Genomic DNA, 25,436 nt, shown 5'->3' with positions numbered 1-25,436 from the left:
GGTTTTGTGGTATTCTCCGCCCGCACTTCACGAATACGCGGTGACACCATGGAAATTACCAGTTATCAAGACTTTATTAATATGGCAAAACAACAACCTGAGCCGCAAAGGCTACTGTTTGTTTTGGCCAAAGCTCAGCTACCTGAGCAACCCACTCAAATTCAGCAACAACAGTTTGAACAACAGGCCGGTGGCAACTTGGAGCCTGTATTGTGTGTCGACAAGTTGCCAGAAGAAGTTGAGAACTTCGAAGTTCTTGTCGAAGAATCGAAACGCACAGACATTGATTGGGACATTGCCTTTATAAGCGCAATGGATGGTCGTGGCGGACATCCTATTTCCAGTGACGAAGCCTCACAGCCCTTAGAAATGATGGTCCAGCAAATCCAGGCTGGCATGATCAAACACTTTTTAACCATTAACCGACAAGGAGAGTTGGTGCAAGTTATGTAAATCGGCATAACTTGCGCTAAAAAAGCGCCATGACAAAATTACTGTTTACCGTCATTTCCCTGTTATTTTCGGTATCAGTGCTGGCAGCAGAGCCCTCTGCTGACCGTATCGATTTAACCTCTTCCACCGTTGGCTACGCCGCCCTGATTATTTTCGCTCTCGCATATATTTTGGTGATGGGCGAAGAAAAGCTCCACATGAGAAAGTCCAAACCGGTGCTGGTTGCCGCTGGTGTTATTTGGATTCTCATTGGTGTTGTCTATACCGGAGAGCATGCCGCGTTAGCCGAATCGGCGTTTCGACATAACTTGTTAGAGTTTGCCGAGTTGATGCTTTTCTTGCTGGTGGCAATGACTTATATCAACGCGATGGAAGAACGACGGTTGTTCGACGCATTGCGCGCCTGGCTTTTGAAGAAAGGCTTTAGTTACCGCAAGTTGTTCTGGATAACGGGTATTCTAGCCTTCTTTATTTCACCCGTTGCTGACAACCTGACAACCGCACTGTTGATGTGTGCCGTGGTTATGAAAGTGGCGCAAGACGACAAAAAATTTGTTGCTCTGTGCTGTGTCAGTATTGTTATTGCGGCCAACGCCGGTGGTGCTTTTAGTCCCTTTGGTGACATTACCACGCTGATGGTTTGGCAAGCCGGGCAAGTGACGTTTACTGAATTTTTGCGGTTATTCCTGCCGTCAGTAGCAAACTACTTAATACCAGCGCTTATCATGAGCTTCTTTATTGAAAACAAGAAACCCAGCACACTGCATACTGAAGTTGAATTAAAGCGTGGCGCACTGCGCATTACTTCATTATTTTTACTGACCGTAGCAACCGCCGTTATCTGTCATATTTGGCTACATCTGCCGCCGGTATTGGGCATGATGATGGGTCTGGGTTACTTACAGTTCTTCGGTTACTTCCTGCGTATGACCTTACCAGGCTCGTTAGCGCGTAAACGCGCCATGGCTGAGCGCGCCGGTGATCAGAAACGTTTAGAGCAGCTGGGATCCGTTGTGCCTTTTGACGTGTTTAGCCGTGTCTCCCGAGCCGAATGGGATACCTTGCTGTTTTTCTACGGTATCGTGCTGTGCGTAGGTGGTTTAGGTTTTATGGGCTACTTGAGCTTGTTGTCTGAATCATTATATGGCGGTGTGAGCCACACTTGGGCGAACAGTATCCTGGGCGTGATATCCGCATTTATTGATAACATCCCGGTTATGTTTGCGGTGCTGTCTATGGAACCCGACATGTCACACGGACAGTGGCTGCTCATTACCCTCACCGCAGGTACCGGTGGTAGCTTGCTATCCATTGGCTCCGCTGCTGGTGTTGCCTTAATGGGTCAGGCACGCGGCTACTACACTTTTGCCTCACACCTAAAGTGGACACCCGTCATTGCACTAGGCTACATAGCAAGCATACTGCTGCACCTGTGGCTTAACGAAGCAACGTTCCATATTTAGGCGGAAGCGGCTCTCTCAGGGCAGAACTTCTGTTATCAGAGAGACGCCTGCAAGTACATCCCTGTAAGGCTTGAGTGGCGCCATCCTTGGCGCCACACACTCTCTGATAACAGAAGTCCCGCCCTGAGGCGCACTTTACCTATCAGCCCAACTTCATAAATAAGTCGCGAAACCCACCGGACGGGTAATTGGCTCGCTTAGGTTCGTCGGTTATCTCGAACTCCTCGAAGTGTTTTAGTAATTCTTCGGTAAATATACGAAGTTCCATTCTGGCTAGCGGTGCGCCGGGGCAAATGTGTATACCACGCCCGTAAAGCAGGTTGTTGGCTTTGTTTTGCTCAGGGCTAAAGGTGTCTGCTTTGCTGAATACGGACTCATCGCGATTGGCTGATGCCCAGAGTACTGTCACTTTTTCGCCCCGTTTCACGGGACAGCCTGATATTTCAGTGTCTTTGGTTGCGCGGCGGCGGTTTGATATAAGTGGAGGGTCAATGCGCAGTATTTCGTCTACGGCGTCGTCGGTACTTAAGTCGCCGTTGCGTATTTGCTCTGCAACAAGTGGATTTTCTGCGAAGAAGTAGAAAATACTGCCAATCGCAGCAGCAATGGTGCCCACTTCGCCGGCGGTCCAATTGCGTAAAATGCTGACAATTTCCTCGTCGCGAAGGCATCGCTTTTCGCCATTCACTGTGACTGTTTCATGCATTAAGCGGTATGTATTGTCGTCTTTAGCTGTGTTTGATTGTCTGCGAACGTCAAGCTGCTGATGAATCAATGCCTCAAACTCATCCGCCTTTTGCTTTAACGTTGCTCTATCGTTATTCACAATGGCTTGCTGGTTTGCTTCAAGCCATTCGCCTAGTGTATCTGTTAGCGATTCTGGCCAACCGAGAAAGGCGCACTGAATATGTAATGCAAAAGGCTTTGCGATTTTACTGACAACATCCAATGCCGTATTCGGTGTAATTCTGCCAATAATATCCTGAGCAATTTGTCGACAAGTGGGCTCAAAATTCCGTAAGCGATCAGCCTTAAAATAGGGCTCAATCACCTCTCGGAAAATACCATGCTCAGGCGGATCCATGCCGTTTGGAACCGACAAGTGGGAGCCTGCTGCATTGCTGAACGTTTCATGATCTTCGATAACCGAGCGGACATCGCTATGCGTTAATACTGCGTGACCAAGCATTTCGCTTTTGGCAACAGGACACTTCTGCCGAAGCTCATCAAGTGACGCAATTTGATCCTGCTGTTCGGAAGGCTCCCAATGACAATCTTTCATACAACCTCCTAGTTCATAAGCATCCATACGAGGATAAAAGAGGTAAACCGGTCGCAGTATGCGCCGGGGAGAGCGTAAGAAAGTGTGTGGCGCCAAGGATGGCGCCACCCAAGCCCCCATGGATGGGTTCACGGCGTCTTTCTTACGCTCTCCCCAAGCGTATGAAGACCGGTTTACCTCTTTCCGCTAAACCACTTTAGAGTAGCGATTCTGGCCGTGGTCCAGATATTCGTCGAAACAAGCGCAAATGCTGCGAACCCAGAGGCGGCCTAATTCTGTGACGCGGAGTTTTTTGTCGGATACGTCGACCAAGCCGTCTTCTATGAATGGCTTCAGTAGCGGTATCGCTTCAGCAAAGTGCGCCCAGAAATCGTCGATATTCCACTGTGCTTTAAAAGCTTCTATATCGAGCTCAAAGTGACAGATGACTTGTGAAATAAGTGCTGCTCGCACTTTGTCTTCGTCGGTTAATGCCATGCCTTTTACAATAGGCTTTTGTCCGCTATCTATCATTTTGTAGTAAGCCGGTAACTCTTTTTCATGCTGCCATAGCACACCGTTAACCTGGCTAATAGAGGACACGCCTAAGCCCAGTAATGCGTCTTGACCGTCCGTGGTGTAACCCTGGAAGTTACGTTGTAAGCGACCTTCGCGTTGGGCAATAGCCAAGCCGTCGTCTTTTTTCGCAAAGTGGTCCATGCCAATGAACTGATAGCCAGCGTCGTTGAGCTGAGTGATGGCTTGCTCCAACAAGCTCAACTTGACTGACGGTTGTGGAATGGACTCTTCTGGTATTTTCTTCTGCCCGGCAAACCGTTGTGGTAAATGCGCGTAGCTGAATACGGAAATGCGATCGGGATCCATTTCAATGACTTGTTCTATCGACTTCTTAAAGGTTTCCGGACGCTGATAAGGCAGACCATAGATTAGGTCGAGATTAATAGAGTCAAAGCCCAGCTCTTTACTCAGCTTAAGTTGATGTGCAATGAGGTCGACATCCTGCACGCGGTTAATGGCAATTTGCACTTTTTTATCAAAGTCCTGTACGCCATAACTGACACGGTTAAAGCCAAGATCGCGCAAGTGACGTAGTTTCTCATCGCTGCAGCTGCGCGGGTCTATCTCAATGCTCACTTCTGGGTTTTCGACAAAGGTAAAGTGCTGATGCACCAAGTCCATCAGTCGTGTCAGTTGTTCCTCGGTCAAAAAGGTAGGCGTTCCCCCGCCTAAGTGAATTTGACGAATTTTCTTGTCTTTAACTAATGGCTGATACATCGCCATTTCTTGTGCGAGGTAGTCTAGATACTTGTCCGCTTTATGCTGGTGGCGGGTAATGACCTTGTTGCAGCCGCAGTAATAGCAGAGCTTATGACAAAACGGCAAATGCAGGTATAAGCACAGCTCATCGCCGGCGGTTTTCAGTGCATTGGCGATGCGATCTTGAGAAAACTGTTCAGACAACATTAATGCCGTTGGATACGATGTGTATCTCGGACCATTAATATTGTATTTTTCGATTAATTCTTTATCCCAAGTGACCGTGCTCATAACTACCTCTTGACGTTCGTCAAAACAACTTAATTAATTAAGAGGTATTGTTTCACTTTTTTCTTTATAAATAAAATCACTAAATCGGTCACCCATTAAATAAATGGCTTTTGGAAGCTTTTGATTTACCTCAATAGTGTCTAAAAAGTTTTTTAAATGTAACCCTAATTCGGTATTTCCTTTCACCATTAACTTTCGGTTGAAGAATAACGTGTCAGGATCAACCTTGCTGTAGATCAATAAAATGAGTGCGTCGCCGGTTGCTGATAAGGTGACGTCAGGCTCTTGAGGGCTTTTCAATGACTTCAATTTACCATTTTCAAGCGTTAAAAATAGAGACAAATCAATATCTTTAACATAAATTTCGATAATTCTTTCAGCGATAAAACTAAGATCGCCGTTTATTATTTCGTCTTTAAATAACTGGTTTAAAATTCTTTCTGAGCTGAAATGGATAACAGGTTCTGGAATTAACTTTTTAATTGGTTGAATTATTTTAGGTATGGCATCTACCCATTTGGTGGTATTCATTATTAACCCCGCATGAAATAACAAAATAAATATTGTCAGCACTATAATAAATAAACAAATTGCGCGCCACAAAACAATTAAATAGAGGTTTAAATGGAATTGCTTTGTCCGGCCGGAAGTATTCCGGCATTAAAAGCGGCTATCGAAAATGGTGCCGATGCGGTTTACGTTGGCTTGAAAGATGAGACCAACGCAAGACACTTTGCGGGTCTTAATCTGGACCAAATGAAGCTGTCAGAAGCGGCTGATTATGTGCACCGGCATGGCAAAAAGCTGCATGTTGCTATTAACACTTTCGCGCATGCCAATAGCTGGGAGAAGTGGCGCCAGGCGGTCGATGATGCGGTTCTGGCCGGCGCGGACGTACTGATTATTGCCGATCTGGCGGTGTTGGCTTATGCCGCTGAGCGTTACCCGAAAGTAGAAACGCACTTATCGGTGCAGGCGTCGGCGACCAATGCCGGGGCAATTCGCTTTTATCAGCAATACGGTGTGAAGCGCGTGGTACTGCCGCGTGTACTGTCGATGCAGCAAGTTCGCGCATTAGCCCGTACGACCGATGTTGAGTTGGAAGTTTTTGCCTTCGGCAGCTTGTGCATTATGGCGGAAGGCCGCTGCTATTTAAGCTCCTATTTAACCGGCGAATCGCCTAACACGGCAGGTGCCTGCTCGCCAGCAGCCTTTGTTGAGTGGGACGAGCAAGACAACAAACTGGAGTCACGGTTAAACGGCGTGCTGATAGACCGTTTTGATGAAAATGAAAAAGCAGGATATCCCACTCTGTGTAAAGGACGCTTTTCGGTTGATGACGAGGTTTATAACGTTCTGGAAGAGCCCACCAGCTTAAATACCTTAAGCTTGCTACCGCAGCTGCACAAAGAGGGCATTGCCTCGCTCAAAATAGAAGGTCGTCAACGTAGCCCAGCCTATGTCTCACAAATTACCCGAGTCTGGCGCCAGGCGATAGACGCGGTAATGGCCGACCCCGATGGGTTTGAGGTCGCTGACAACTGGAACTCGGTTCTTGCATCGCTCTCAGAAGGCAGTCAAACCACGCTTGGTGCGTATCATCGGAAATGGAAGTAATGATATGAAATTTTCTTTAGGGCCCATTCTTTACTTTTGGCCAAAACAACAAGTCATGGACTTTTATCGCGAAGCTGCTGATTCTGACGTTGAACATGTTTACTTAGGTGAAACCGTATGCAGTAAACGGCGAGAGCTTAAACTCGACGACTACCTTCAAATTGCGCACATGCTCAGAGAAGCCGGTAAGAAAGTAACGCTATCAACCATGACGTTGCTGGAAGCCCCAGCCGAGTTGCGGGAGCTGGGTAAATATTGTGACAACGGTGAATTTGATGTTGAAGCCAACGATGTCAGCGCCATTGGCTTGTTACAGGAGCAAGGCTTGAACTTCACTGCCGGACCGGCTATTAACATCTACAATCACCAAAGTCTGCGTCGCTTAATTGATATGGGCATGAACCGTTGGGTGGCACCTTTTGAGCTGTCGCGAGACTGGTTGCAGGATATTTTGCAGCAAAAGGTGATTGAAAGTGTGCGTGACTGCTTTGATGTTGAGGTGTTTTCGTTTGGGCACATGCCGCTAGCCTGGTCGGGTCGCTGTTTTACCGCGCGCTCTGAAAACCGCCCGAAAGATCAGTGTGAGCTGTGCTGCATTAAGTACCCTGAAGGTCGTGAAGTGAAAAGCCAGGAAGGACAGCAAGTGTTTGTACTTAACGGCATTCAAACCCAATCGGGGACTCGTTATAACCTGATAAACCAACTGCCGAGTATGCAGGGGTTAGTGGATATCGTCCGTATTAGTCCGCAACCACAAGGCACTTTTGACTGGCTTCAGCGTTTCCGTAACAATACCGACGGTGAGCAACCTGTAAAACTTGGCAGCAAAGAAAGTAATGGCTACTGGTTACAACTCGCCGGGTTAGCGACAGCATAAATACACGAAATTAAGAAACAAAAGGGCAGTTATGTCAGACAATATTGCACATATTGGTGTTATTACGGTCAGTGATCGTGCCAGTCGGGGTCAATATGAGGATATCTCAGGCCCGGCTATTGAAGAGACATTAAATGACTATTTAACATCTTCGTGGCAGCCGGTGTACCGGGTTATTGAAGATGAACAATCAGTTATTGAAGAGACCATAAGAGACTTGGTCGATAAAGAGGGTTGTTGCCTGGTGGTAACCACCGGTGGCACCGGTCCGGCGAAGCGAGACGTGACGCCAGAAGCCACTGAAGCGGTTTGTGACCGGATGATGCCAGGTTTTGGCGAGCTCATGCGACAAGAGTCTTTAAAATATGTACCAACTGCCATTCTCTCACGCCAAACGGCGGGCTTAAGAGGCTCTTCACTTATTATTAATTTACCGGGTAAGCCGAAAGCTATTCGTCAGTGCTTAGACGCGGTATTCCCGGCAGTGCCTTATTGCATTGACCTTATGGAAGGCCCTTATTTGGAGTGTGATGAAGCGGTTATTAAACCTTTCCGTCCTAAAAGCAAGTAGCTACTGTTTCTGCCGGAGCCGTAACAGGCTTCGGCATAAGCCAATAAAAGTAATAGTCCAAGCACATAAAGCAATATAGAAGAAGGCTGTTGGCAGAGTGTCTAAAAATGAAAACTGCATAGCGTCTAACATCACGTAAGTGCACGCAGAGTACATGCCTAACGGGAACACTGCTCCCCAGTAAAGCGGATCATAGGCAAAAGGAAAACGCCGAACAACATGTCGCCACACACCCAAAATAACCAGCATGGGTATCCACCAGCTACCCGTAGCCCAATAGAAAATAGTAAAGCCCTTAATGAAGGGGGTCAGGCTTTCTAAAAAGGGGGCTTTAGGAGAGTTAATTATCAGTAGCGAGCCTGCCAACGTAGAAATTGCCATGGCACCCATGTTGATCCAGTACGGCGGTGCGAGATCGCTGGGCGCAAACTGGAAAAATGTATAGCGGTAAAAAATGAGCGACATCATCCAGATGTACAGCATCCCACCCCATAGCCACATCGATAGCGCCAAAAAGTTAAGCTCGAGCTTCCAGGGCTGGGACGTTTGTGTGGCTAAATAAGCGCTGAGTACCGCCACCGCTTGCGTTGCAACAACAGCCAATAACCAAGCGCCGCTAATGCCTTTGTCTAGTGACGGTTTGTTACGGCGAATCGTCAATGCGGTAAAAACTGTATAGGTTAGAATAATCCAGAGCAGTAATGCGATTACCCAGGCGCTAAAAGCTAGCCAGTAATTGTCATAAAGAATGAGTAACTGACTGCCGATCAAGGTGGTTCCTGCAACTGCGGTGAAAAACGCCGGCCCTTTGTTGTGACTGACTAAATCTGAGAAAAAGTTCTGGCTGAAGCGTATGGCTCGATAACTGTAAAGAAACGTTAGAACAATCCAGCCAAGTGTGGAAATAATGAATAGGACTTTTGCAATAAAAGGCCATTGCTGCTGGTGTGCAGCAATGGCAATGATTCCTGTGGCCATCACCAGCCCAAAGTAGGCTGGTGACAGGTTTTTTGCTTTATCGAGTAGGCTCATAACGTCTCCGCCTGACCCTTGCTTAAATTAGCAAGGATCAGGTGCATTCTTACGAGAGTAGAACCACCAAGTTATCACACCACATATTGCGTAAAAGATGATAAAGCTCACTAAAGCGGCAGATACTCCGCCGGTTAAGCTAATGGACGTACCGTAAGCTTTCGGGATAAAGAAGCCGCCGTAAGCCGCAATGGCTGAGATAAAGCCGATGACTGCTGCGGACTCTTTGTTGCCTTCTTTTATAGCTTCATCAGTATCACCCAGTTCACGTTTACGCTGGTTCAGGAAGATAACCGGCACCATACGGAATGTCGAACCATTACCAATACCTGTGGCAATGAATAACACCATAAAGGCGGCGAAGAAGCCCCAGAAATTACCTTCCGTACCCGCTATTGGCAGGAAGTACATGACGCCGACCACACCTGCAATCATTAACAGGAAATTCCAGAAGGTAACGCGAGCGCCCCCGAGCTTGTCGGCAACGATGCCGCCTAACGGCCTTGCTAATGCGCCTACTAATGGCCCGAGAAAGGCGTAAGCGGTTGGGTCGACTTCCGGGAACAGCATACCTGAGAGCAACGGGAAGCCGGCGGCAAAGCCGATAAAGCTGCCGAAAGTACCCAAATACAGAATACACATAATCCAGTTGTGGGTGCGTTTAAAGATAACCGCTTGGTCACTGAATGAGGCTTTGGCGGATGAAATGTCGTTCATGCCGAACCAGGCCGCAACAGAACCGATAATGATCAAAGGCACCCATAAGAAAGCTGCGTTTTGCAGCCAGATTTCCTGACCAGCATTAGCGCCTTCCTGAATGACCAGTGGGTCGCCTTCAATACCGCCAAATACGCTCGCAGCGATAACTAATGGTGCCAGTAATTGCATACCGGATACACCCAGGTTACCCAGGCCGGCGTTCATGCCTAATGCACCGCCTTTTTCTTTTTGTGGATAGAAAAAGCTGATGTTCGACATACTGGACGAGAAGTTACCGCCACCAAAGCCACACAACAATGCCAAAATCAGCATAATCATGTACGGAGTATTGGTGTCTTGAACAGCAAAGCCAATCCAAATACATGGTAGCAATAAAGACGCGGTGGATATCGCTGTCCAGCGTCGCCCGCCGAATATGGGCACCATGAAGCTATAGAATACTCGTAGTGTCGCACCGGAAAGCGCGGGCAGCGCGGCTAACCAGAACAGTTCGTTTTGACTGTACGGGAAGCCCAGCGCAGGCATTTTAACCACCAAAATACTCCAGATGGTCCAGACTGCGAATGCCAAGAACAGGTTGGGTATGGAAATCCACAGGTTACGGCTGGCAATGCGTTTACCTTTTTCTTCCCAGAATGTTTTATCTTCCGGACGCCAGTCGTCCAGCACCATTGAATTTGGCGTGGAAAGCTCTGGCAGATCGCCTTCTTCGCGGTCTTCTTTGTATTCGACGCGTTCCGCTTTAACAATGGCGGCATTCATCCAGAGTAGCGAGACGGTCGCAATAACAAACAGCAACATAAAGCTGCTTTGCCATACGCCAATAACGTCGTTGAGCATACCGAAGGTCAGTGGTAGCAAGAAGCCGCCAAGGCCACCAATCATACCAACAACACCACCGACCGCGCCGACGCTTTTCGGATAGTAAACCGGAATGTGCTTAAACACCGCCGCTTTACCCAGTGACATAAAGAAGCCAAGCACGAAGGTTAAAAACACAAAACCGACTAAGGTAATTTCAAACTGGAAATTGTAAGTCTGGTCGATGCCTTTAACTGCGTACTCAGTGCTGGGGTAGCTCAGCAGGAATGTACAAATAATGGAGGCAATAAAGGTCCAGTACATGACTCGACGCGCACCGTATTTGTCAGACATCCAACCGCCCAAAATACGGAATAAAGAGGCAGGAATCGTATACAGCGCGGCAATCATACCGGCAGTTTTTACGTCCAGCTCGTACACTCCAATAAGATAGTGCGGTAGCCAAAGAGCCAATGCGACAAACGCGCCGAAGACAAAGAAGTAGTACAGTGAGAAGCGCCATACACGGAGGTCACTTAACGGCGACAACTGCTCCCAGAAGCCTTGTTGCTGCTTTTCTGCACGGTCGTTTTTAAGCGGGTCTTCTTTGGCAAGCACGAAGAAGGCGACACCGGCAATGGCCAATACGGTCGCATAAATTTGTGCGGTACCTTGCCAGCCGAGAGCGATAAGTAAAAACGGTGCACCGAAGTTGGTTACCGCAGAACCCACGTTACCAGCGCCGAAGATGCCCAGCGCGGTGCCTTGCTTCTCTTTGGCATCGTTAAACCAGGCCGCGGTGTAGGTTACACCCACGATAAACGAGCCGCCGGCTAGACCGACACCGAGTGCCGCAATCAGCAACATAATGTAGCTGTTAGCGAAGGTCAGCAAGTAAACACAAGCTGAGGTTAACAGCATTAAAATGGCAAAGACTTTCCGACCACCAAGACGGTCCGTCCATATACCCAAGAACATACGGCTGATAGAGCCGGTCAGTACCGGGGTTGCCATGAGCAAACCGAGTTGAGTATCGGTCAGATTAAAATCTTCCTTAATCTGAATACCGATAATTGAAAAGATGGTCCAAACCGCAAAACAAAGAGTAAACGCGAGTGTGGATAACGCCAGCGCATAGTTGCGTTGACCACCTGTTGCTGACAGGGGTTGGTTCATCGAAGACCTCCAGTTAGATCCGTTTAAGTCAGATACCTAAACTTTACTGTGAAGTTCGATAAAATGCTTTAGTATCAAATAGCTACAAACAGTATAGATAAGTTAAAGCTACCCCAAAGTAGGCATAACAAAATCAAGACAGAACGGTTGTTTTTCAGCAGTTAACTACCCCTTTAGAGGTAGTTTAACGAGTACGAGAAAGGGCTGAATCAACTAAGGGGTACTAACTTATTTTCGGCGGTAAAACGCTATTTTTTCAAGTTCAAAACATATATTATAAATGTATCTTTAAAGTGTTCAGGTGACCATGATGCAGATCACAAACCGAGAAAAAGAAGATCAAATAACACCGATACTCAGACAAGCCTTTCGTCCTCTGTTCTTGCTGGGCGCACTATTCAGTGCTTTGGCAATTCTGCTTTGGGGCTTTGCGCTGTCGGGGAAAGTGAGCCTGCCGGTGTACGGCAATATTATGTTCTGGCACAGCCATGAAATGATTTTCGGTTTTGTGATTGCCATTGTGCTGGGCTTTTTACTTACAGCAGTGCAGAACTGGACGGGGCTTCGTGCACCGCATGGTAATACTTTGCTGGTACTGACGGTGCTATGGAGCGCCGCACGGCTATTGTTGCTGTTTGGAGAAAACCTACCCTGGTGGTTAGTCGCGGCCGTGGACGTTAGTGTTTTACCCGTTGCCGCTTTCCTGTTCGGCAAGATGGTGCTGAAAGTTAACCAAACCAGAAACCTGTTTTTTGTCCCTATTCTTTTGTTACTAACAGTGTGCAACTTGCTGATGCACTATGGCTTGCATTTTGGACACTACAATATTCAGGTGCTCGGCGCTTACAACGCTGTTTTTTTGGTGACACTTCTAATGGCCATTATCGGCGGGCGTGTTTTGCCAATGTTTACAGCCAACGGCACCATGACAAAGAAAGCTCAGGCATTGCCCTGGCTGGATAAAATGGCGCTGGGCAGCTTATGGCTGATATTTACGGTGCACTTTCTCAACCTACATACGCTGTTGCCGAGTCAGGTAATGGTTGTGTTGTTCGCCTTTTGTGCCATCACAACAGCTGTCCGCGTTGCGCGCTGGAAAATTTGGATAACCTGGCGAGTGCCGCTGTTGTGGTCGCTGCACATTGCGTACTGGTTCATTCCGATCGGTTTAGCGCTGTTTGCGCTGCGCTATGCGGGTATTGAAATTACGCAAAGCCTGGCCATGCACGCACTGACCGCTGGCGCTATGGGTAACATGATTCTAAGCATGATAGCTCGCGTATCGTTAGGCCATAGTGGGCGTCCGCTTCAGCCTAAACCGATAATGTGGGGTGCATTCCTATTGGTGGCTATTGCGGCAGTAACGCGTGTTTTTCTTATCTGGTTTATACCAGAGTTGACCAGTCAGTGGTTAATGCTGAGCACGTTAGCCTGGGCTATTGCGTACGGCATTTACGTGGTCGTTTACTTCAAAGTACTGACCACGCCGCGAGCAGACGGTAACCCGGGCTAAGCTTTAGAGCAGTGGGGGCAGTGAGGGTGCTTTTGCAAATTCATCCGCTGCCAGTCGCTGTGCAATGCGTCAAACAGTAATAATGAAGAATAAAGCGGCTGACCGATGTTGGCCGCTATTTTTATGGCTTCTACGGCTTGCATTGTGCCAATGACACCTACCAACGGCGACAACACCCCGGCTTCGGTGCAGCTAAGTTGCTGCTCGCCAAAAAACTGACTTAAGCACCCATAACACGCGCTGTCATTCTGCATAGAGAAGCTTGCCATTTGCCCTTCAAAGCGAATGGCAGAGCCGGATACTAAAGGCGTTTTGTGTTGCAGGCAGGTTTTATTCACAGCGTTGCGTGTTGCCAGGTTGTCGCAGCAATCGACCACCAGGGTCGCGCCTTTTACCAACGGATTCAACGCAGATTCATCTACTTTGGCGTTTACCGTATGAATGACGGTTTCGTTGTTAAGCTCGGCTAGCCGACGCTTAGCTGCTTCGACTTTTGGTTCACCGACACTGTGCTCTGAAAATAGTACCTGACGCTGAAGGTTATGACGGTCAATGGTATCGTCATCGACCAATGTCAGTTCGCCAATACCGGCGGCCGTCAAATAGGGCGCCACAGCACAGCCAAGGCCGCCCATGCCAATAATCAGAATATGGCTGTTAAGTAAATTTTCCTGGCCATCGATATCCATTGCCGGCAGCGCAATATGACGGTTGTAGCGCATCATCTGCTCAGTGGACAGGGTCTTATTCATAATGACTCCTCCGGTGGTACAGGCACGGATTCAGGGCGACTGGCTAACCAGGCACCCACGGTGACCAATACCACCCCAACAGTTATTTTCAGCCAAACGGGCACTTGTGGTACGAACAGCCATAAAATGACGTAACCACCGGCCATCATCACTAGTGCAATGACTTTAGAACGGCGTTTTACCACTCGGTTGTCGCGCCAGGCGCGAATATCAGGTCCGTACTTTGGGTGGTTGACCAGCCAGGTTTCTAAGCGGGGCCAGCCTTTACTGGCAGCCCATAACGCCGCAATAAGAAACGGTACGGTGGGCATAACTGGTAGCGCAATGCCAATAAGTCCCAGCAAAACAAAGAAAGCGGCCAGCGATCGCCACAGTATTTTCATTAAAAGCTCTCGGGTCATTACTTCATTCCTAGCCGGGCAGCCATTTTATGTAAGTTACTGGAATCGAGCTTCAGCTCTTTAGCGGCTTTACTCCAACTGTCATCGTTACGCGCAAGTGCGGCTTCTATCATTTTGCGTTGCGTATAGTTTACTGCTTCTTTCATCGACAAATTTTGCGTTGGTAGATTCGCATCATTGCTCTGCGTACCTGAGTCCGCCATAGAGGGCAATTGTACATCTAAGTCGAGCATTTCGGGCTCAATACTGGCTATGTCGTTTTTGTCGATGCCGTGACTCAGAAGCTTAATGGCGGCCCGACTAATAACGTGCTCCAGCTCACGCACATTGCCCGGCCATTGATACTGTTGAATAGCCAGCTCAGCTTCCGGCGACAAGCGAATTGCGCGTAGGCCTAAACGCGCCCGGTTCAGTTCTAAAAAGTGTCCGGCAAGAATGGAAACGTCGTCGTCACGTTCACGTAAGGGTGGTATTGGCAGAGGGTAAACGGACAAACGATGGTACAAGTCGGCGCGGAAGGTTTCGTTACTGACTTGCTGCTTCAGGTTCCGGTTGGTCGCCGCAATAATACGTACATCGACTTTGCGGTATTTGTCGGAGCCGAGGCGTTGAATTTCACCGTTTTGCAGCACGCGCAGCAGTTTCGCCTGTATAGATAGCGGTAATTCACCCACCTCATCTAAAAACAGGGTACCGCCATTGGCTGCATCGAAGCGGCCGGAGCGGTCACTGGTTGCGCCCGAGAAAGCGCCTTTTACATGCCCAAATAACTCACTTTCCGCTAAGGACTCGGGTAGTGCTGCGCAGTTTACGTATATCAGCGGCTTGTCGCTGCGTTGCGACAGTCGGTGTAATTCCCGCGCGAAAAGCTCTTTACCGACCCCGGTTTCGCCCAATAGCAATACGGGCAAATCGGCACCGGCGACAACCCGAAGCTCCTTTAATACCGCATGAATGGCTTTGCTTTCACCAATAATTTCTGACTCATTGGCGTCGGTTGTACTGCTGTGTTCAACCGAGTGTTTTTGCCCTTGTCGCAGTGCGCGAACGTTCTGCTCTAACTGGCCAATGCGAATGGCGGTTTCTACAAATAAGCTGAATTTTTGTAATTCAATAATGGAGTCGTCAGTGAATGTTCCGGGCTCTAATGCGTCGAGTGTCAGTACGCCCCAGCATTTGCTCTCCAAATACAAACTAATACCCATGCAGTCGTGCACCGGAAGTGCGTCGCCTGGTTGGTCGGCCAGTAAACCGTCGTAAGGGTCGGGCAGGGCTGAGTCGTGTTCGAAGCGTACGGCTGAACGTGACGACAGTAGCGTTGCTAAACGCGGATGTTGTGCCAATACAAACCGCCGACCCAAGGCTTCGCGCACGAGCCCTTGTACCGCAATGGGTTGCAGCACTTCGTTATCCAGCTTCAGCAATGCAACTGCACCACAGTTAAAATGGCGTCGCAACGTACTGACCAGGTTTTGTAGTCGTACAGCCGCTGGCTGCTCTGTTAGTAAGTCGGCTAAAACACTTTCTTGTAGCATGGTTAAATTCACTGTCTCGGTAAAAACTACCCTAATGGCTAGGGTTGATAGTACCGTTGGTGCTCTGAGAGTCAATAATCACAATGGGGTAGAAGTTGGCGCACTTGTTGCAATTCTAATCAGTAATTCATGTTTTTTTCGGGAATGGTTCCTGGAGTTACGGATTTAGTTAAGGAGTTTAGCATGAGTGATTTACAACAACGTTTGACGGACAGCGAAGCAAAATGGCAGCAAGCTACGGCTCAGGAATTGGTCGAGCACGTCTATTTACGTTTTCATCAACGCCATCGCGAGCAATTACCAGAGCTTAAGCAGCTGGCAATGAAAGTAGAAGACGTACATGGTGACCATGAACTCGCACCACACGGCTTAGCCGAGCACCTGGACGCTATGTTACAGGAATTGGAGAGCCATATGATGAAAGAAGAGCAAATTCTTTTCCCAATGCTGTCGCGCGGTGTGTATCCAAGTGGCCCAATTTCAGTGATGGAAGAAGAACACGTGCAGCACGAAACGGAATTGGCGAAAATTGATGAGCTAACCAACAATTTGACCCTGCCAGAAGGCGCCTGCGGCACCTGGACAGCTTTGTACAAGGGCTTAAAAGAGCTACAGGACGATTTGCGCGAACACATTCATCTGGAAAATAACGTACTTTTCGTTGAAAAGCAGGCAGCAACGCCAGAGCACGGTAAAGACTTTTGTTGTGGGTCGTGTCAGTAACTGCGGATTAGGTCATACATTTCTAAATTGCGCTTCACTTCCCGTGCTCAAGCTTTTACATTAGGGGGACATAATAAGAAACCTAGCGCTGTTTCGGCGGCGCGCAAAAGCAACAGGAATGACCATGCGCAGTCTCAAAATTGCGGCGCTTGTCGCCGCTTCTTGGTTTGTTTTTCCCTCACATGCCCAGCAACTGGCTGGAGAAAGCTCACTGCTACCTGAAGCCAACTATGCCGATTCGGAAGTAACGGTCGAGCAGGTGCTTGGTTATCCAATAGGTACCAAGATAACCAGCCCGGCAGACATGAGTCGCTATTTTGAGGCGCTGAAAGCGGCTTATCCTAAGCAGGTGAAGCTGTTGGAGTACGGCGAGAGTTGGGAAGGTCGTAAATTGTATTATGCGGTTATCTCCAGCGAAGAGAACATTGCCGACTTTGACAACTTTATGCAAGGCATGCAATCACTGGCGGATCCGCGTAAGACCAGTCGCAGTCAAGCAGAAAAACTGATTAACGAGCTACCAGGTAGTATCTGGTTGTCGTACGGGGTTCACGGCAACGAAATTTCCTCGCCGGAAGCCTCGATGATGACGGCGTATCACTTGTTGCATGATCAGCGCGAACAAACACAGCGCTGGTTAGACAACACCATGGTCTTTATTGACCCACTGCAAAACCCAGACGGGCGAGCACGTTTTGTTGACCGCTACTATATGAGTGTTGGCCTGGAACATTCGGGTGATCGCCGTAGCGCTGAACATAATGAGCCCTGGCCAAACGGGCGCACAAACCATTATTTATTCGATATGAACCGTGACTGGATTGCACTCACGCAACCAGAAATTAGCGGCCAAATTGAGGCTTTGCTGAAGTATTACCCGCTGGTGTTTGTTGACCTGCATGAAATGGGCGGCGACTCAACTTACTACTTTACGCCGGAAGCGCGTCCTTATAACCCGTTAATTACAGAGTCTCAGCGCGAAAGCTTGAACTGGATAGGCAAAAATAACGGCCAGTGGTTCGACAAAAAAGGGTTCGACTATTTCACCCGCGAAATTTTCGATGCGTTTTATCCGGGCTACGGTGCCAGCTGGCCACTTTACTACGGCTCGGTAGCAATGACATACGAAATGGCGTCGGCTCGCGGCCATTTGTTTAACCGCAAAGACGGTGACGTACTGACCTATGCTGACGGTGTTCAACAGCACTTTATTGCGTCTATTTCGACCATTCAAACGGTGTCGGAACGTCGCGAAGCATTATTGCAGAAATTCTGGAATTATCGTCAGTCCGCCGTTGAAGCCGGTGAAGACGGTGACGTTCGCTCGTTGATTTTACCGGCAACAGATGATCCGGCTGGCGCACGCAAGCTGGCATCGCTACTGGTTGAGCAAGGTGTCGAAGTGCAGCAGGCTGAGCAGGCCTTTGAAGTGTGTGACGTTGACTACCAACCGGGCGCTTATATCGTTGATATGGCACAACCGTCGCACCGCCTCATTCGCACATTAATGGATGAACAGGTCGACATGGCGGACGACTTTCTGAAAGAGCAGGAAAAACGCCGCAAGAATAATCTGCCAGACCAAATTTATGACGTAACTGGCTGGTCGTTACCATTGATGTTTAATGTGGACAGCCACAGTTGCGACGACTTACCTGACGTAAAAACCGCTATGGTTGAAGAAGGTCGCATTGCCCCGGGTAAAGTGATTAATCCGGACGCAGAAGTGGCTTATTTAGTGCGTTGGGGCGACATGAACGCGGGGCGCTTTTTAACCTCTGCCTTACGTGAAGGCTTAAGCGTACGCCAAAGTGAATTAGCATTTACTCACGAGACAGCGGGTCAGTTCCCAAGTGGCTCTCTTATTCTTACGGTTGCAGACAATGGTCAGGCGCTCCCACAAACCCTGCAAAAACTGGCAGAAGAGTCCGGTGCGACAGTCGAAGGTGTGGATACGAGCTGGATTACCGAGGGGCCAAACTTTGGCTCACATAATGTCAGTCAGCTAGAAGCCCCGAACATTGCCATTGCCTGGGATGAGCCAGTGAGTGCCTATAACGCTGGCCACACCCGCTTTGTGATTGAACGTCAAATGGGCTATCCAGTTACCGCCATTCGCACCATGCAGCTTATTCAGAATGATCTCGACGGCTTAGATGTGCTGATTTTGCCGGAAGGCGGGTATGACGGCGTGTTTACCGATGGCACTATTGAAAAACTGAAGCAGTGGGTGTCAGACGGCGGTGTACTATTGACCTTAGGTGGTGCATCGGCCTGGGCGGTTGACGCAGGGCTGTTAAATACCAAGCTGGAGCGCAAAGTGCCGGAAGAAGGTGTGGAAAAGCCAGCGGAAGAGCTGAAAATTGACGGCAAGGTAATTGAAAGCCGCGAACAATTCTTAACGGAAATAAAACCGCACGGCGCTGATCCAGACTGGGTGCCTGGTGCGTTGTTAAATGCGCAAGTCGATACTGACCATTGGTTAAGTGTGGGTGTGAAACCGCAGGTTGTTAGCATTTATAACGGCAACGACGTGCTGACACCTATCGACATTAACCATGGTCGCAACATTGCCTGGTTCGCTGACGCAGACACGATGCTGGCAAGCGGCTTCCTATGGGACGACATTGCGAAGCAACTGCCCTATAAACCGTTACTAATCTGGCAGCCAACCGGCAAAGGAATGGTGATAAGTTTCACTCAGGAGCCAACCTACCGGGCTTACATGGATGGCTTGAACACCTTACTAATGAATGCGTTGTTCCTGGCACCAGCGAAAGCGCAATAAGAGCGTGGTAATAGCTTAGGAGGAGTAAAACATGGCTGAATTTGGCGTTATCGGTTTGGGGCGTTTCGGCGCCCGAACTTCAATGGAGCTTTTAGATCTTGGGCATCATGTCATTGGTGTCGATTCAGACGAAAAAGCCGTTGAAGCGATGGCAGAAGTGCTGACACATTCAGCCATAGCTGATGTGACCGACGAAAAAGCGCTGCAGGAACTCGACCTCGCCAATTGCGAAGTCGTCTTAGTGGCCATTGGCGAGGATCTTCAAGCCAGTTTGTTGTGCGTTTTACACCTGAAAAGCATTGGTGTGAAAGAAATTTGGGCCAAAGCTACGTCTAAGTCGCACCATCAGATTCTCTCGAAATTGGGGGTAAGCCGCATTATTCACCCGGAAGAAGAAATGGGCATTCGTGTAGCGCAGTCACTGAACTACCCCATGGTGAATGAATACATGTCGCTTGGGCATAACTGGTTTTGTGTGGAAATCGGTATTGGCGAGTATTTAAAAGGTAAAAAGCTGCGCGATCTTTCCTCTGAAGACTCGGAGTTTTTCCACATATTGCTGCTGAAAAAGCGTGATGAGGTAACAACTAATCCGCCAATGGATATGGAGTTGGAAGGTAATGAAACTTTGGTAATGGCAGGTAGTTTAAAAGCGCTTAAATCTATAGCACCAAAACTGAAAGAACGTTCATGAAACAGTGGCTACCTTCTTTAGCTTGGCTGTATCGTAGACCAGGGAGACGTAAGCGTAAGGCGTTTAAGGCAAGCCCTCCGGTCATTCTATCAGGAGGCTTTGCCTGTTTGATCTTGCTGGGCACGTTATTACTGAAAATTCCCGGCGCCACCGAACAGCCGATAACTTGGTTAGAAAGCTTGTTTACCGCGACCTCGGCAGTCACTGTAACTGGGTTGGTCGTGGTTGATACTGGTGCTACCTACAGCGTGTTTGGGCTCACCGTATTAGCGGTGCTGATACAAGCAGGTGGTTTGGGCTTCATGACTTTCGCGGTATTGGCCGCCATGTCGCTTGGAGGGCACGTCGGCCTTCAGCATCAGCTAATGGCTAAAGAAGCCATGCACCAGACCAGTCTTGCCAATATTGGCCGTACGGCTAAAGCAGTGGTGTCTTTGGCATTGACAGTTGAGGCCGTTGCCGTGGTGGGTTTAACGCTAACGTGGTGGAGCGACAAAGGCTTTATGGACGCCTTATCGGAAGCGATATTTTACGCCATCTCTGCCTTTAACAGTGCCGGCTTCGTGCTCTCGCCCAATGGTTTAGTCGATTACGCTAGCAGTATTCCAGTGAACCTTATTGTCAGCATTTTATTTGTCATTGGTGGTCTGGGCTTTTCAGTTATTACTAATATTGCAGAGAAGCGGCGATGGCATGACTTTTCGGTGTATACCCGTGCCATTTTAATCGCGACGGTAATTATTAATGTGCTCTCTGTGGCTATTATTTGGTTGTTAGAAATGAATAACCCGGCCACCTTTGCCAATTTGAGTATTGGGGATCAGGCAATGGCGGCCTGGTTCCAGGCAACAACGCCTCGTTCAGCGGGTTTTAATACCGTTGATACCGGTGCGATGACCGAAGCGACGGCGGTTTTCACCTTGTTGCTGATGCTCATTGGTGGCGGTTCGATGAGTACTGCTGGTGGGATTAAACTCGGCACTTTTATTGTGCTGTTAGTGGCGACGTATGCTTTTCTTAGACGTCGTGAGCACGTCACTTTGTTAAACCGAACAGTGCCACAAGAAATTGTTATGAAGGCTTTGGCGGTGACATTAGTGACTCTGACTTTGATGTTTCTGGGGATATTTCTCCTAATGATTTTGAATCCGCTGCCGTTTATAGATATAACCTTTGAGGTTTTATCGGCGTCTGCGACGGTCGGGCTCTCAAGAGGCATTACTGCTGAGATAACGGCAGCAAGCCAGGTGATACTGGTGTTTTTAATGTTTGCCGGTCGTGTCGGGCCATTAACTCTAGCGTACTTTTTAGCCACGCCGCGTAAACGACACATACGTTTCCCTGAAACCGATATTCAGGTTGGCTAAACAAAACTTATAATAAAAAGCGATTAAAAATCATGCTGAAGAAACTGAAGTTCACTCAAAAAGTCATTGTCGCTGCATCGGCGATACTGGTGTTGGTCTTAGGTATTTTTACGTTGACCAATTTTTTGCAAATGTCGACGCAAACCAGGAGTGATCTTCAGCAGCAAATGCAGGCATTGTCGGACTCGGTATCGAACAATATCTCACAGTGGTTTAATGACCGTATGAGCATTGTGCAGGCGACCGCCAACGTGTATGAGCCGTCTGACTCAACCGAACGCGCGCTGGAGCGCGTGCAGCAGTCGAAAGCGGCAGGCAATTTTAAGAACGTATATTATGGACTCATTGACGGTACCTTTTTACTCGACGATACCAGTATTGACTTGCCTGATGACTACGACGCCCGCAGCCGCCCGTGGTATCAGCTGGCGGTTAATGAAGGGCAGCCAACCTATACGACACCTTATATTGATGTAACCACCGACGAGTTGACGATTACCGCCGTTGTACCTATGGAACGGGATGGTCGCTTGATGGGGGTTGCTGGTGGCGACATGATGCTTGATGATATTTCCGCCATTATTAATGACATTGATTTTATGGGAATGGGGCAGGCGTTTTTAGTCAGTGATAGCCGTAATATTCTAGTTCACCCGAACGAAAAACGAATTGAGACCTCTTTAAATGACTACATAGACAGCTCTGTGTCGTTCTCCTCGAGCTTTAAAGAATACCAAGTGGATGGCCAGGACAGCTTGGTCTCTTTTCATAAAATTAAAGGCATCCAAGGCGTTGACTGGTATTTGGGTGTCGTCATAGATCGTACAAAAGCCTACGCCGATGTGTCGACGTTTGGTTGGACTGCCGTTGTTTATTTAGTGCTGGGCATTGTTGCTGTTGTTGTGTCGATGAGCTGGTTGCTGAGATTATTACTCAAACCGCTACGACGTCTGAATGAGGCGGTAACTGATATTGCCCGAGGTGAGGGCGATTTAACGCAGCGACTGCCGGTAGAGTCAGACGACGAGTTCGGTGTTGTTTCGCAGCGTATGAATGAGTTTATCGAGCGAATTCAGAATGCACTGCAAGAAGTGACAAGCGCAGCAAAACAAGTCGAAAAAAATATCAGTAGTATGACGAAAGCCAGTGATGACTCAATGCATATTGGCCATGAACAGGCGAATAAGGCGAACTCCGTGGCAACGGCAATTAATGAGCTTGGCGCTAGTGCGACTGAAATTGCAGACAGTGCTGCGAAAGCATCGGCACAAGCGAGCGCGGGTAGTGAAAAAACAACAGCGGCACAGCAGGCCTTGCAACATAACCGTCAGCAAATTCAACACTTATCTGAACGAATGGACGCGTCGGGACAAGCAATAGGCAAGCTAGACGAAGACACGCAAAACATTGGCCAAATTATTGAAGTGATAAAAGGCATTACCGAGCAGACAAACCTGCTGGCGCTTAACGCGGCGATTGAAGCTGCGCGAGCCGGTGAAGCCGGTCGTGGCTTCGCTGTTGTCGCCGATGAAGTTCGTAACTTAGCCCAGCGCACCTCTGATTCGGCGGCCGAAGTTGAAAACATGATTGAGAAAGTTCGACAGGGCACCAAGTCAGCAGTCAGTGTGATTGAAGAGAGCCGTGAAATTAGTGACGCTTGTGTCCAGAGCGCGGAGGAGTCGGCTGAGCATATGAGCGAAATCGACGCTATTATTTCGCAAATTGACGAGGTGAACCACTCGGTTGCATCAGCAACAGAACAACAAACGTCAGTGATCCAAACTCTGGACAAAGACATTATGGATATCAGTAGTATGAACGAGCAAAGCGTCACCAACCTGAACAATACGCAGCGAGCGTGTGGAGAATTAAGCCGCGCCTTTGAGCGCTTGGAAGAATTGGTGACACAGTTTAAACTGAATTGATACACATCAAATAAAGGAGTTATGGTTATGAATAAGGCTTGGATGATTGGCGCACTTGCGCTGATAGGTACGCCCGTATTGGCAACGGCTGAAGCCGCTCAAATGGAGAGAACGGAAGCGTCAGCCGACGCACAGGCGTACATTATTTCACCTCAAGACGGTGAAGTGGTTGGCAAAACCTTCAAAGTGAAGTTTGGTTTGAATGGTATGGGGGTTGCGCCAGCAGGTGTCGATGTGAAACATACCGGCCATCACCACTTGTTAATAGATAAAGACGAACTGCCGGCGATGGATAAACCCATGGGTGGCGACGTGATTCATTTTGGTGGCGGTCAAACGGAAACCATGGTAACTCTGGAGCCGGGCGAGCACACATTACAGCTTATCCTGGGTGACAAAAACCATGTGCCGCACGACCCAGCGGTTGTATCTAAGAAAATTACCATTACGGTAAAAGGCGACTAATCGAGCTCTAGCTCGAGTTGCAGCTGCTCACTGGGGTCAGGTAATGTTGCACTGATCCCAAGCAGCCTAACCCCTTTTCCTTTGCCTCGTTGCCAAGCTTCGCTCAATAATTCGTAAAACAAACTAGGCGATACGAACTGAGTGCTTCTTGATACCGTAGTTTGAGTAAAGTCTGAGAATTTTAACTTCAATGTCTGGCTTCGTATGGGCTGTTCGCGCCAGTGTTTTACTTTCATGCGCTCACGCAGTTTTGGCAGTAAATTTTCCTGCACGTAAGTTTGTGCCGTTGACTCTAATTTCATATCTGACGTTAATGTTTGCTCCACGCCTACACTTTTTCGAACACGTTCAGTAACGACTTCCCGTTTATCGCGTCCATGACAGCGCTCAAACAACACATAACCGGCTTTTTCGCCGAGTATTTCCTGAAGTTGTTGCATTTCTATATTTTGAATATCTTTTCCTGTCATGAGCCCATAGTTAGTAAGTACTTGCTGACTCTTCGGGCCCACACCGGGTATTTGCTTCAGGTTAAGTTTGGCTATGTAGCTTAAGACCTCGTCAGGAGGCACCACAAACTGGCCATCAGGTTTGCGCTCTTCGCTGGCAATTTTTGCGACCATTTTCTGATTGGAAATGCCAGCCGAGCCGGTTATTCCTAATGACTTAATTCGTTCTCTTACCGCACCCATGGTTAATGTCGCACTGCCCCGGTACAGTTCGTTGTGAGTCAGGTCTAAATAAAATTCGTCAATAGAAGCCGGCTCTACCCGGTGTGTCACTTCATAAAGAACGTCGAGCACTTGATTGGATAATTCTCGGTAATACGCACCGTCGGGTTTAACGAAGGTTAGTTGAGGACACAGTTTTCGAGCCTGGCTGCCGGGCATGGCGCTGCGAACGCCGTATTGACGTGCCAGGTAATTCGCTGTCGCAACCACACCCCGCTCGCCGCCGCCACCGACCGCAAACGGGCGGTGTTTAAGTGCAGGGTTACGCAATTCTTCCGCTGATGCGAAGAAAGCATCAAGATCGAGAAGAGCAATTTTTCGGGCAATTTCAGCCAAGTGTTTATCCTTTGCGCATTTGTGGTTATAATCGCATCCACTAACTGGGCGTGCAAGAACACCAGCCATTTTAGGAGAAACCAGTGAGAGTTATGAATTCATTCTTTGTAAAAAGTGTTTTAGGTACTTTGTCTTTATTGTTTGCGCTGTCTGTAAGCGCTGCGTCAGTACAAGACGACATGTCTCGTGAAGCGATTGCTGAGCGTATTAAACCTATCGGTAAACATTATGTGGCTGGTGAGAGCAGTGCTGCGGAAGAAAGCAGCGGCCCACGTTCAGGTCAGCAGGTATATGATAAGTTCTGTACTGCATGCCACACCAGTGGCGTTATGGGTGCTCCGAAAATCAATAACGCGGCAGACTGGGAAGAGCGTCTGGCCCAGGGTATGGATACGGTATTGAAACATGCCGTTGAAGGTTTTAATGCGATGCCGCCAAAAGGTACCTGCAGTGACTGCTCTGAAGAAGAAATTCAGGCCGCAATTGACTACATGACAAAAGACATCTAAGTCAAAAATTATATTTTAAATGTCATAAAAGGTCGCTTGTTGCGACCTTTTTAACGTCAATTGACGTGATCCCCGAGTATTTATTCTCTGAATATTCAAATTCTTTCGCAAAATCTTTCCAAACGTCTGACCACTGTCTATACTACTTCCCTGTTAA

At 48.3% G+C, this 25,436-nt stretch carries 22 protein-coding genes; 13 read left to right on the top strand and 9 right to left on the bottom strand.

Features of this window, described 5'->3' with window-relative positions; genetic code table 11:
• Positions 1 to 48: 48 nt before the first annotated feature.
• A complete protein-coding gene (locus EST55_RS06300) occupies positions 49 to 453 on the top strand; it encodes a ribonucleotide reductase subunit alpha (protein WP_129496861.1) in 405 nt (134 codons plus the stop codon).
• A 29-nt stretch (positions 454 to 482) separates the two neighbouring features.
• Positions 483 to 1,916, top strand: coding sequence for a sodium:proton antiporter NhaD (nhaD, locus tag EST55_RS06295; RefSeq protein ID WP_129496860.1), 1,434 nt, complete (start codon positions 483 to 485; stop codon positions 1,914 to 1,916).
• 142 nt (positions 1,917 to 2,058) lie between these two features.
• Here nhaD and EST55_RS06290 read toward each other — a convergent pair whose 3' ends face one another.
• From EST55_RS06290 to EST55_RS06280, 3 genes are all read right to left on the bottom strand, one after another.
• On the bottom strand, positions 2,059 to 3,198 hold the full coding sequence (locus EST55_RS06290; protein WP_129496859.1) for a cytochrome P450: 1,140 nt from the start codon (positions 3,196 to 3,198) through the stop codon (positions 2,059 to 2,061).
• Between the two features lie 186 nt (positions 3,199 to 3,384).
• Positions 3,385 to 4,746, bottom strand: a complete 1,362-nt coding sequence (gene hemN, locus EST55_RS06285; protein WP_129496858.1) for an oxygen-independent coproporphyrinogen III oxidase — start codon at positions 4,744 to 4,746, stop codon at positions 3,385 to 3,387.
• A gap of 33 nt (positions 4,747 to 4,779) precedes the next feature.
• Positions 4,780 to 5,277 (bottom strand): SCP2 sterol-binding domain-containing protein, encoded by a 498-nt coding sequence (locus EST55_RS06280; RefSeq protein WP_129496857.1) that lies wholly within the window; start codon positions 5,275 to 5,277, stop codon positions 4,780 to 4,782.
• A 93-nt stretch (positions 5,278 to 5,370) separates the two neighbouring features.
• Between EST55_RS06280 and EST55_RS06275 the strand changes: the two genes are divergently transcribed.
• Genes EST55_RS06275 through mog form a run of 3 tightly spaced genes read left to right on the top strand, consistent with a single transcriptional unit; the run spans position 5,371 to position 7,811 of the window.
• Positions 5,371 to 6,363: a peptidase U32 family protein gene (locus tag EST55_RS06275; protein WP_100690982.1), complete on the top strand. Its 993-nt coding sequence runs from the start codon at positions 5,371 to 5,373 to the stop codon at positions 6,361 to 6,363.
• A 4-nt stretch (positions 6,364 to 6,367) separates the two neighbouring features.
• Positions 6,368 to 7,240: a U32 family peptidase gene (locus EST55_RS06270; RefSeq protein WP_129496856.1), complete on the top strand. Its 873-nt coding sequence runs from the start codon at positions 6,368 to 6,370 to the stop codon at positions 7,238 to 7,240.
• A 31-nt stretch (positions 7,241 to 7,271) separates the two neighbouring features.
• On the top strand, positions 7,272 to 7,811 hold the full coding sequence (gene mog, locus EST55_RS06265; RefSeq protein WP_129496855.1) for a molybdopterin adenylyltransferase: 540 nt from the start codon (positions 7,272 to 7,274) through the stop codon (positions 7,809 to 7,811).
• Here the strand turns inward: mog and EST55_RS06260 are convergent, their stop codons facing one another.
• Together EST55_RS06260 and EST55_RS06255 are read right to left on the bottom strand one after the other, a co-directional pair.
• Entirely contained in the window at positions 7,812 to 8,843 is a 1,032-nt protein-coding gene (locus EST55_RS06260) for a tellurite resistance/C4-dicarboxylate transporter family protein (RefSeq protein ID WP_129496854.1), read from the bottom strand.
• Positions 8,844 to 8,870: 27 nt separating this feature from the next.
• Positions 8,871 to 11,540: an MFS transporter gene (locus tag EST55_RS06255; RefSeq protein WP_129496853.1), complete on the bottom strand. Its 2,670-nt coding sequence runs from the start codon at positions 11,538 to 11,540 to the stop codon at positions 8,871 to 8,873.
• Positions 11,541 to 11,850: 310 nt separating this feature from the next.
• Between EST55_RS06255 and EST55_RS06250 the strand changes: the two genes are divergently transcribed.
• Positions 11,851 to 13,053 carry an NnrS family protein gene (locus tag EST55_RS06250; RefSeq protein WP_129497018.1) on the top strand — a complete coding sequence of 401 codons (1,203 nt, stop codon included), beginning with the start codon at positions 11,851 to 11,853 and terminating at the stop codon, positions 13,051 to 13,053.
• Here EST55_RS06250 and moeB read toward each other — a convergent pair.
• From moeB to norR, 3 genes are read right to left on the bottom strand one after another with little or no spacing between them, the layout of a single operon-like run.
• Positions 13,050 to 13,805: a molybdopterin-synthase adenylyltransferase MoeB gene (gene moeB, locus EST55_RS06245; protein ID WP_129496852.1), complete on the bottom strand. Its 756-nt coding sequence runs from the start codon at positions 13,803 to 13,805 to the stop codon at positions 13,050 to 13,052. The genes EST55_RS06250 and moeB overlap by 4 nt on opposite strands.
• Positions 13,802 to 14,206, bottom strand: coding sequence for a YbaN family protein (locus EST55_RS06240; RefSeq protein WP_129496851.1), 405 nt, complete (start codon positions 14,204 to 14,206; stop codon positions 13,802 to 13,804). The genes moeB and EST55_RS06240 overlap by 4 nt, the downstream gene beginning before the upstream one ends.
• Positions 14,206 to 15,741, bottom strand: a complete 1,536-nt coding sequence (gene norR / locus EST55_RS06235) for a nitric oxide reductase transcriptional regulator NorR (protein ID WP_100690974.1) — start codon at positions 15,739 to 15,741, stop codon at positions 14,206 to 14,208. Before norR ends, EST55_RS06240 begins: the two co-directional genes overlap by 1 nt.
• 183 nt (positions 15,742 to 15,924) lie before the next feature.
• Here norR and EST55_RS06230 point away from each other — a divergent pair, with 183 nt between their 5' ends.
• From EST55_RS06230 to EST55_RS06205, 6 genes are all read left to right on the top strand, one after another.
• Complete coding sequence (locus tag EST55_RS06230) at positions 15,925 to 16,464, top strand: hemerythrin domain-containing protein (RefSeq protein ID WP_100690973.1); 540 nt, start codon at positions 15,925 to 15,927, stop codon at positions 16,462 to 16,464.
• A 124-nt stretch (positions 16,465 to 16,588) separates the two neighbouring features.
• Positions 16,589 to 19,252, top strand: coding sequence for a M14 family zinc carboxypeptidase (locus EST55_RS06225; RefSeq protein ID WP_129496850.1), 2,664 nt, complete (start codon positions 16,589 to 16,591; stop codon positions 19,250 to 19,252).
• Positions 19,253 to 19,283: 31 nt separating this feature from the next.
• Positions 19,284 to 19,946 carry a TrkA family potassium uptake protein gene (locus tag EST55_RS06220; RefSeq protein WP_129496849.1) on the top strand — a complete coding sequence of 221 codons (663 nt, stop codon included), beginning with the start codon at positions 19,284 to 19,286 and terminating at the stop codon, positions 19,944 to 19,946.
• The gene (locus tag EST55_RS06215) at positions 19,943 to 21,313 is read left to right on the top strand and encodes a potassium transporter TrkG (RefSeq protein WP_129496848.1); all 1,371 of its coding nucleotides are present in this window, start codon (positions 19,943 to 19,945) and stop codon (positions 21,311 to 21,313) included. The genes EST55_RS06220 and EST55_RS06215 overlap by 4 nt, the downstream gene beginning before the upstream one ends.
• Positions 21,314 to 21,345: 32 nt before the next feature.
• Complete coding sequence (locus EST55_RS06210; RefSeq protein WP_129496847.1) at positions 21,346 to 23,238, top strand: methyl-accepting chemotaxis protein; 1,893 nt, start codon at positions 21,346 to 21,348, stop codon at positions 23,236 to 23,238.
• Positions 23,239 to 23,265: 27 nt separating this feature from the next.
• Positions 23,266 to 23,703, top strand: a complete 438-nt coding sequence (locus EST55_RS06205; RefSeq protein WP_129496846.1) for a DUF4399 domain-containing protein — start codon at positions 23,266 to 23,268, stop codon at positions 23,701 to 23,703.
• On the opposite strand, the gene dinB is transcribed toward EST55_RS06205, so the two are convergent.
• Positions 23,700 to 24,770 carry a DNA polymerase IV gene (dinB, locus tag EST55_RS06200; protein WP_129496845.1) on the bottom strand — a complete coding sequence of 357 codons (1,071 nt, stop codon included), beginning with the start codon at positions 24,768 to 24,770 and terminating at the stop codon, positions 23,700 to 23,702. The two genes, EST55_RS06205 and dinB, sit on opposite strands and share 4 nt — an antisense overlap.
• Positions 24,771 to 24,853: 83 nt before the next feature.
• Between dinB and EST55_RS06195 the strand changes: the two genes are divergently transcribed.
• On the top strand, positions 24,854 to 25,279 hold the full coding sequence (locus EST55_RS06195) for a cytochrome c5 family protein (protein WP_058576586.1): 426 nt from the start codon (positions 24,854 to 24,856) through the stop codon (positions 25,277 to 25,279).
• Positions 25,280 to 25,436 lie beyond the last annotated feature (157 nt).

The sequence above is a fragment of the Idiomarina sp. 29L genome, assembly GCF_004123135.1.
GTDB lineage: Bacteria > Pseudomonadota > Gammaproteobacteria > Enterobacterales > Alteromonadaceae > Idiomarina.
Note: the sequence above shows the minus strand (reverse complement) of the source record. Positions and strands in the feature narration are given on the sequence as shown.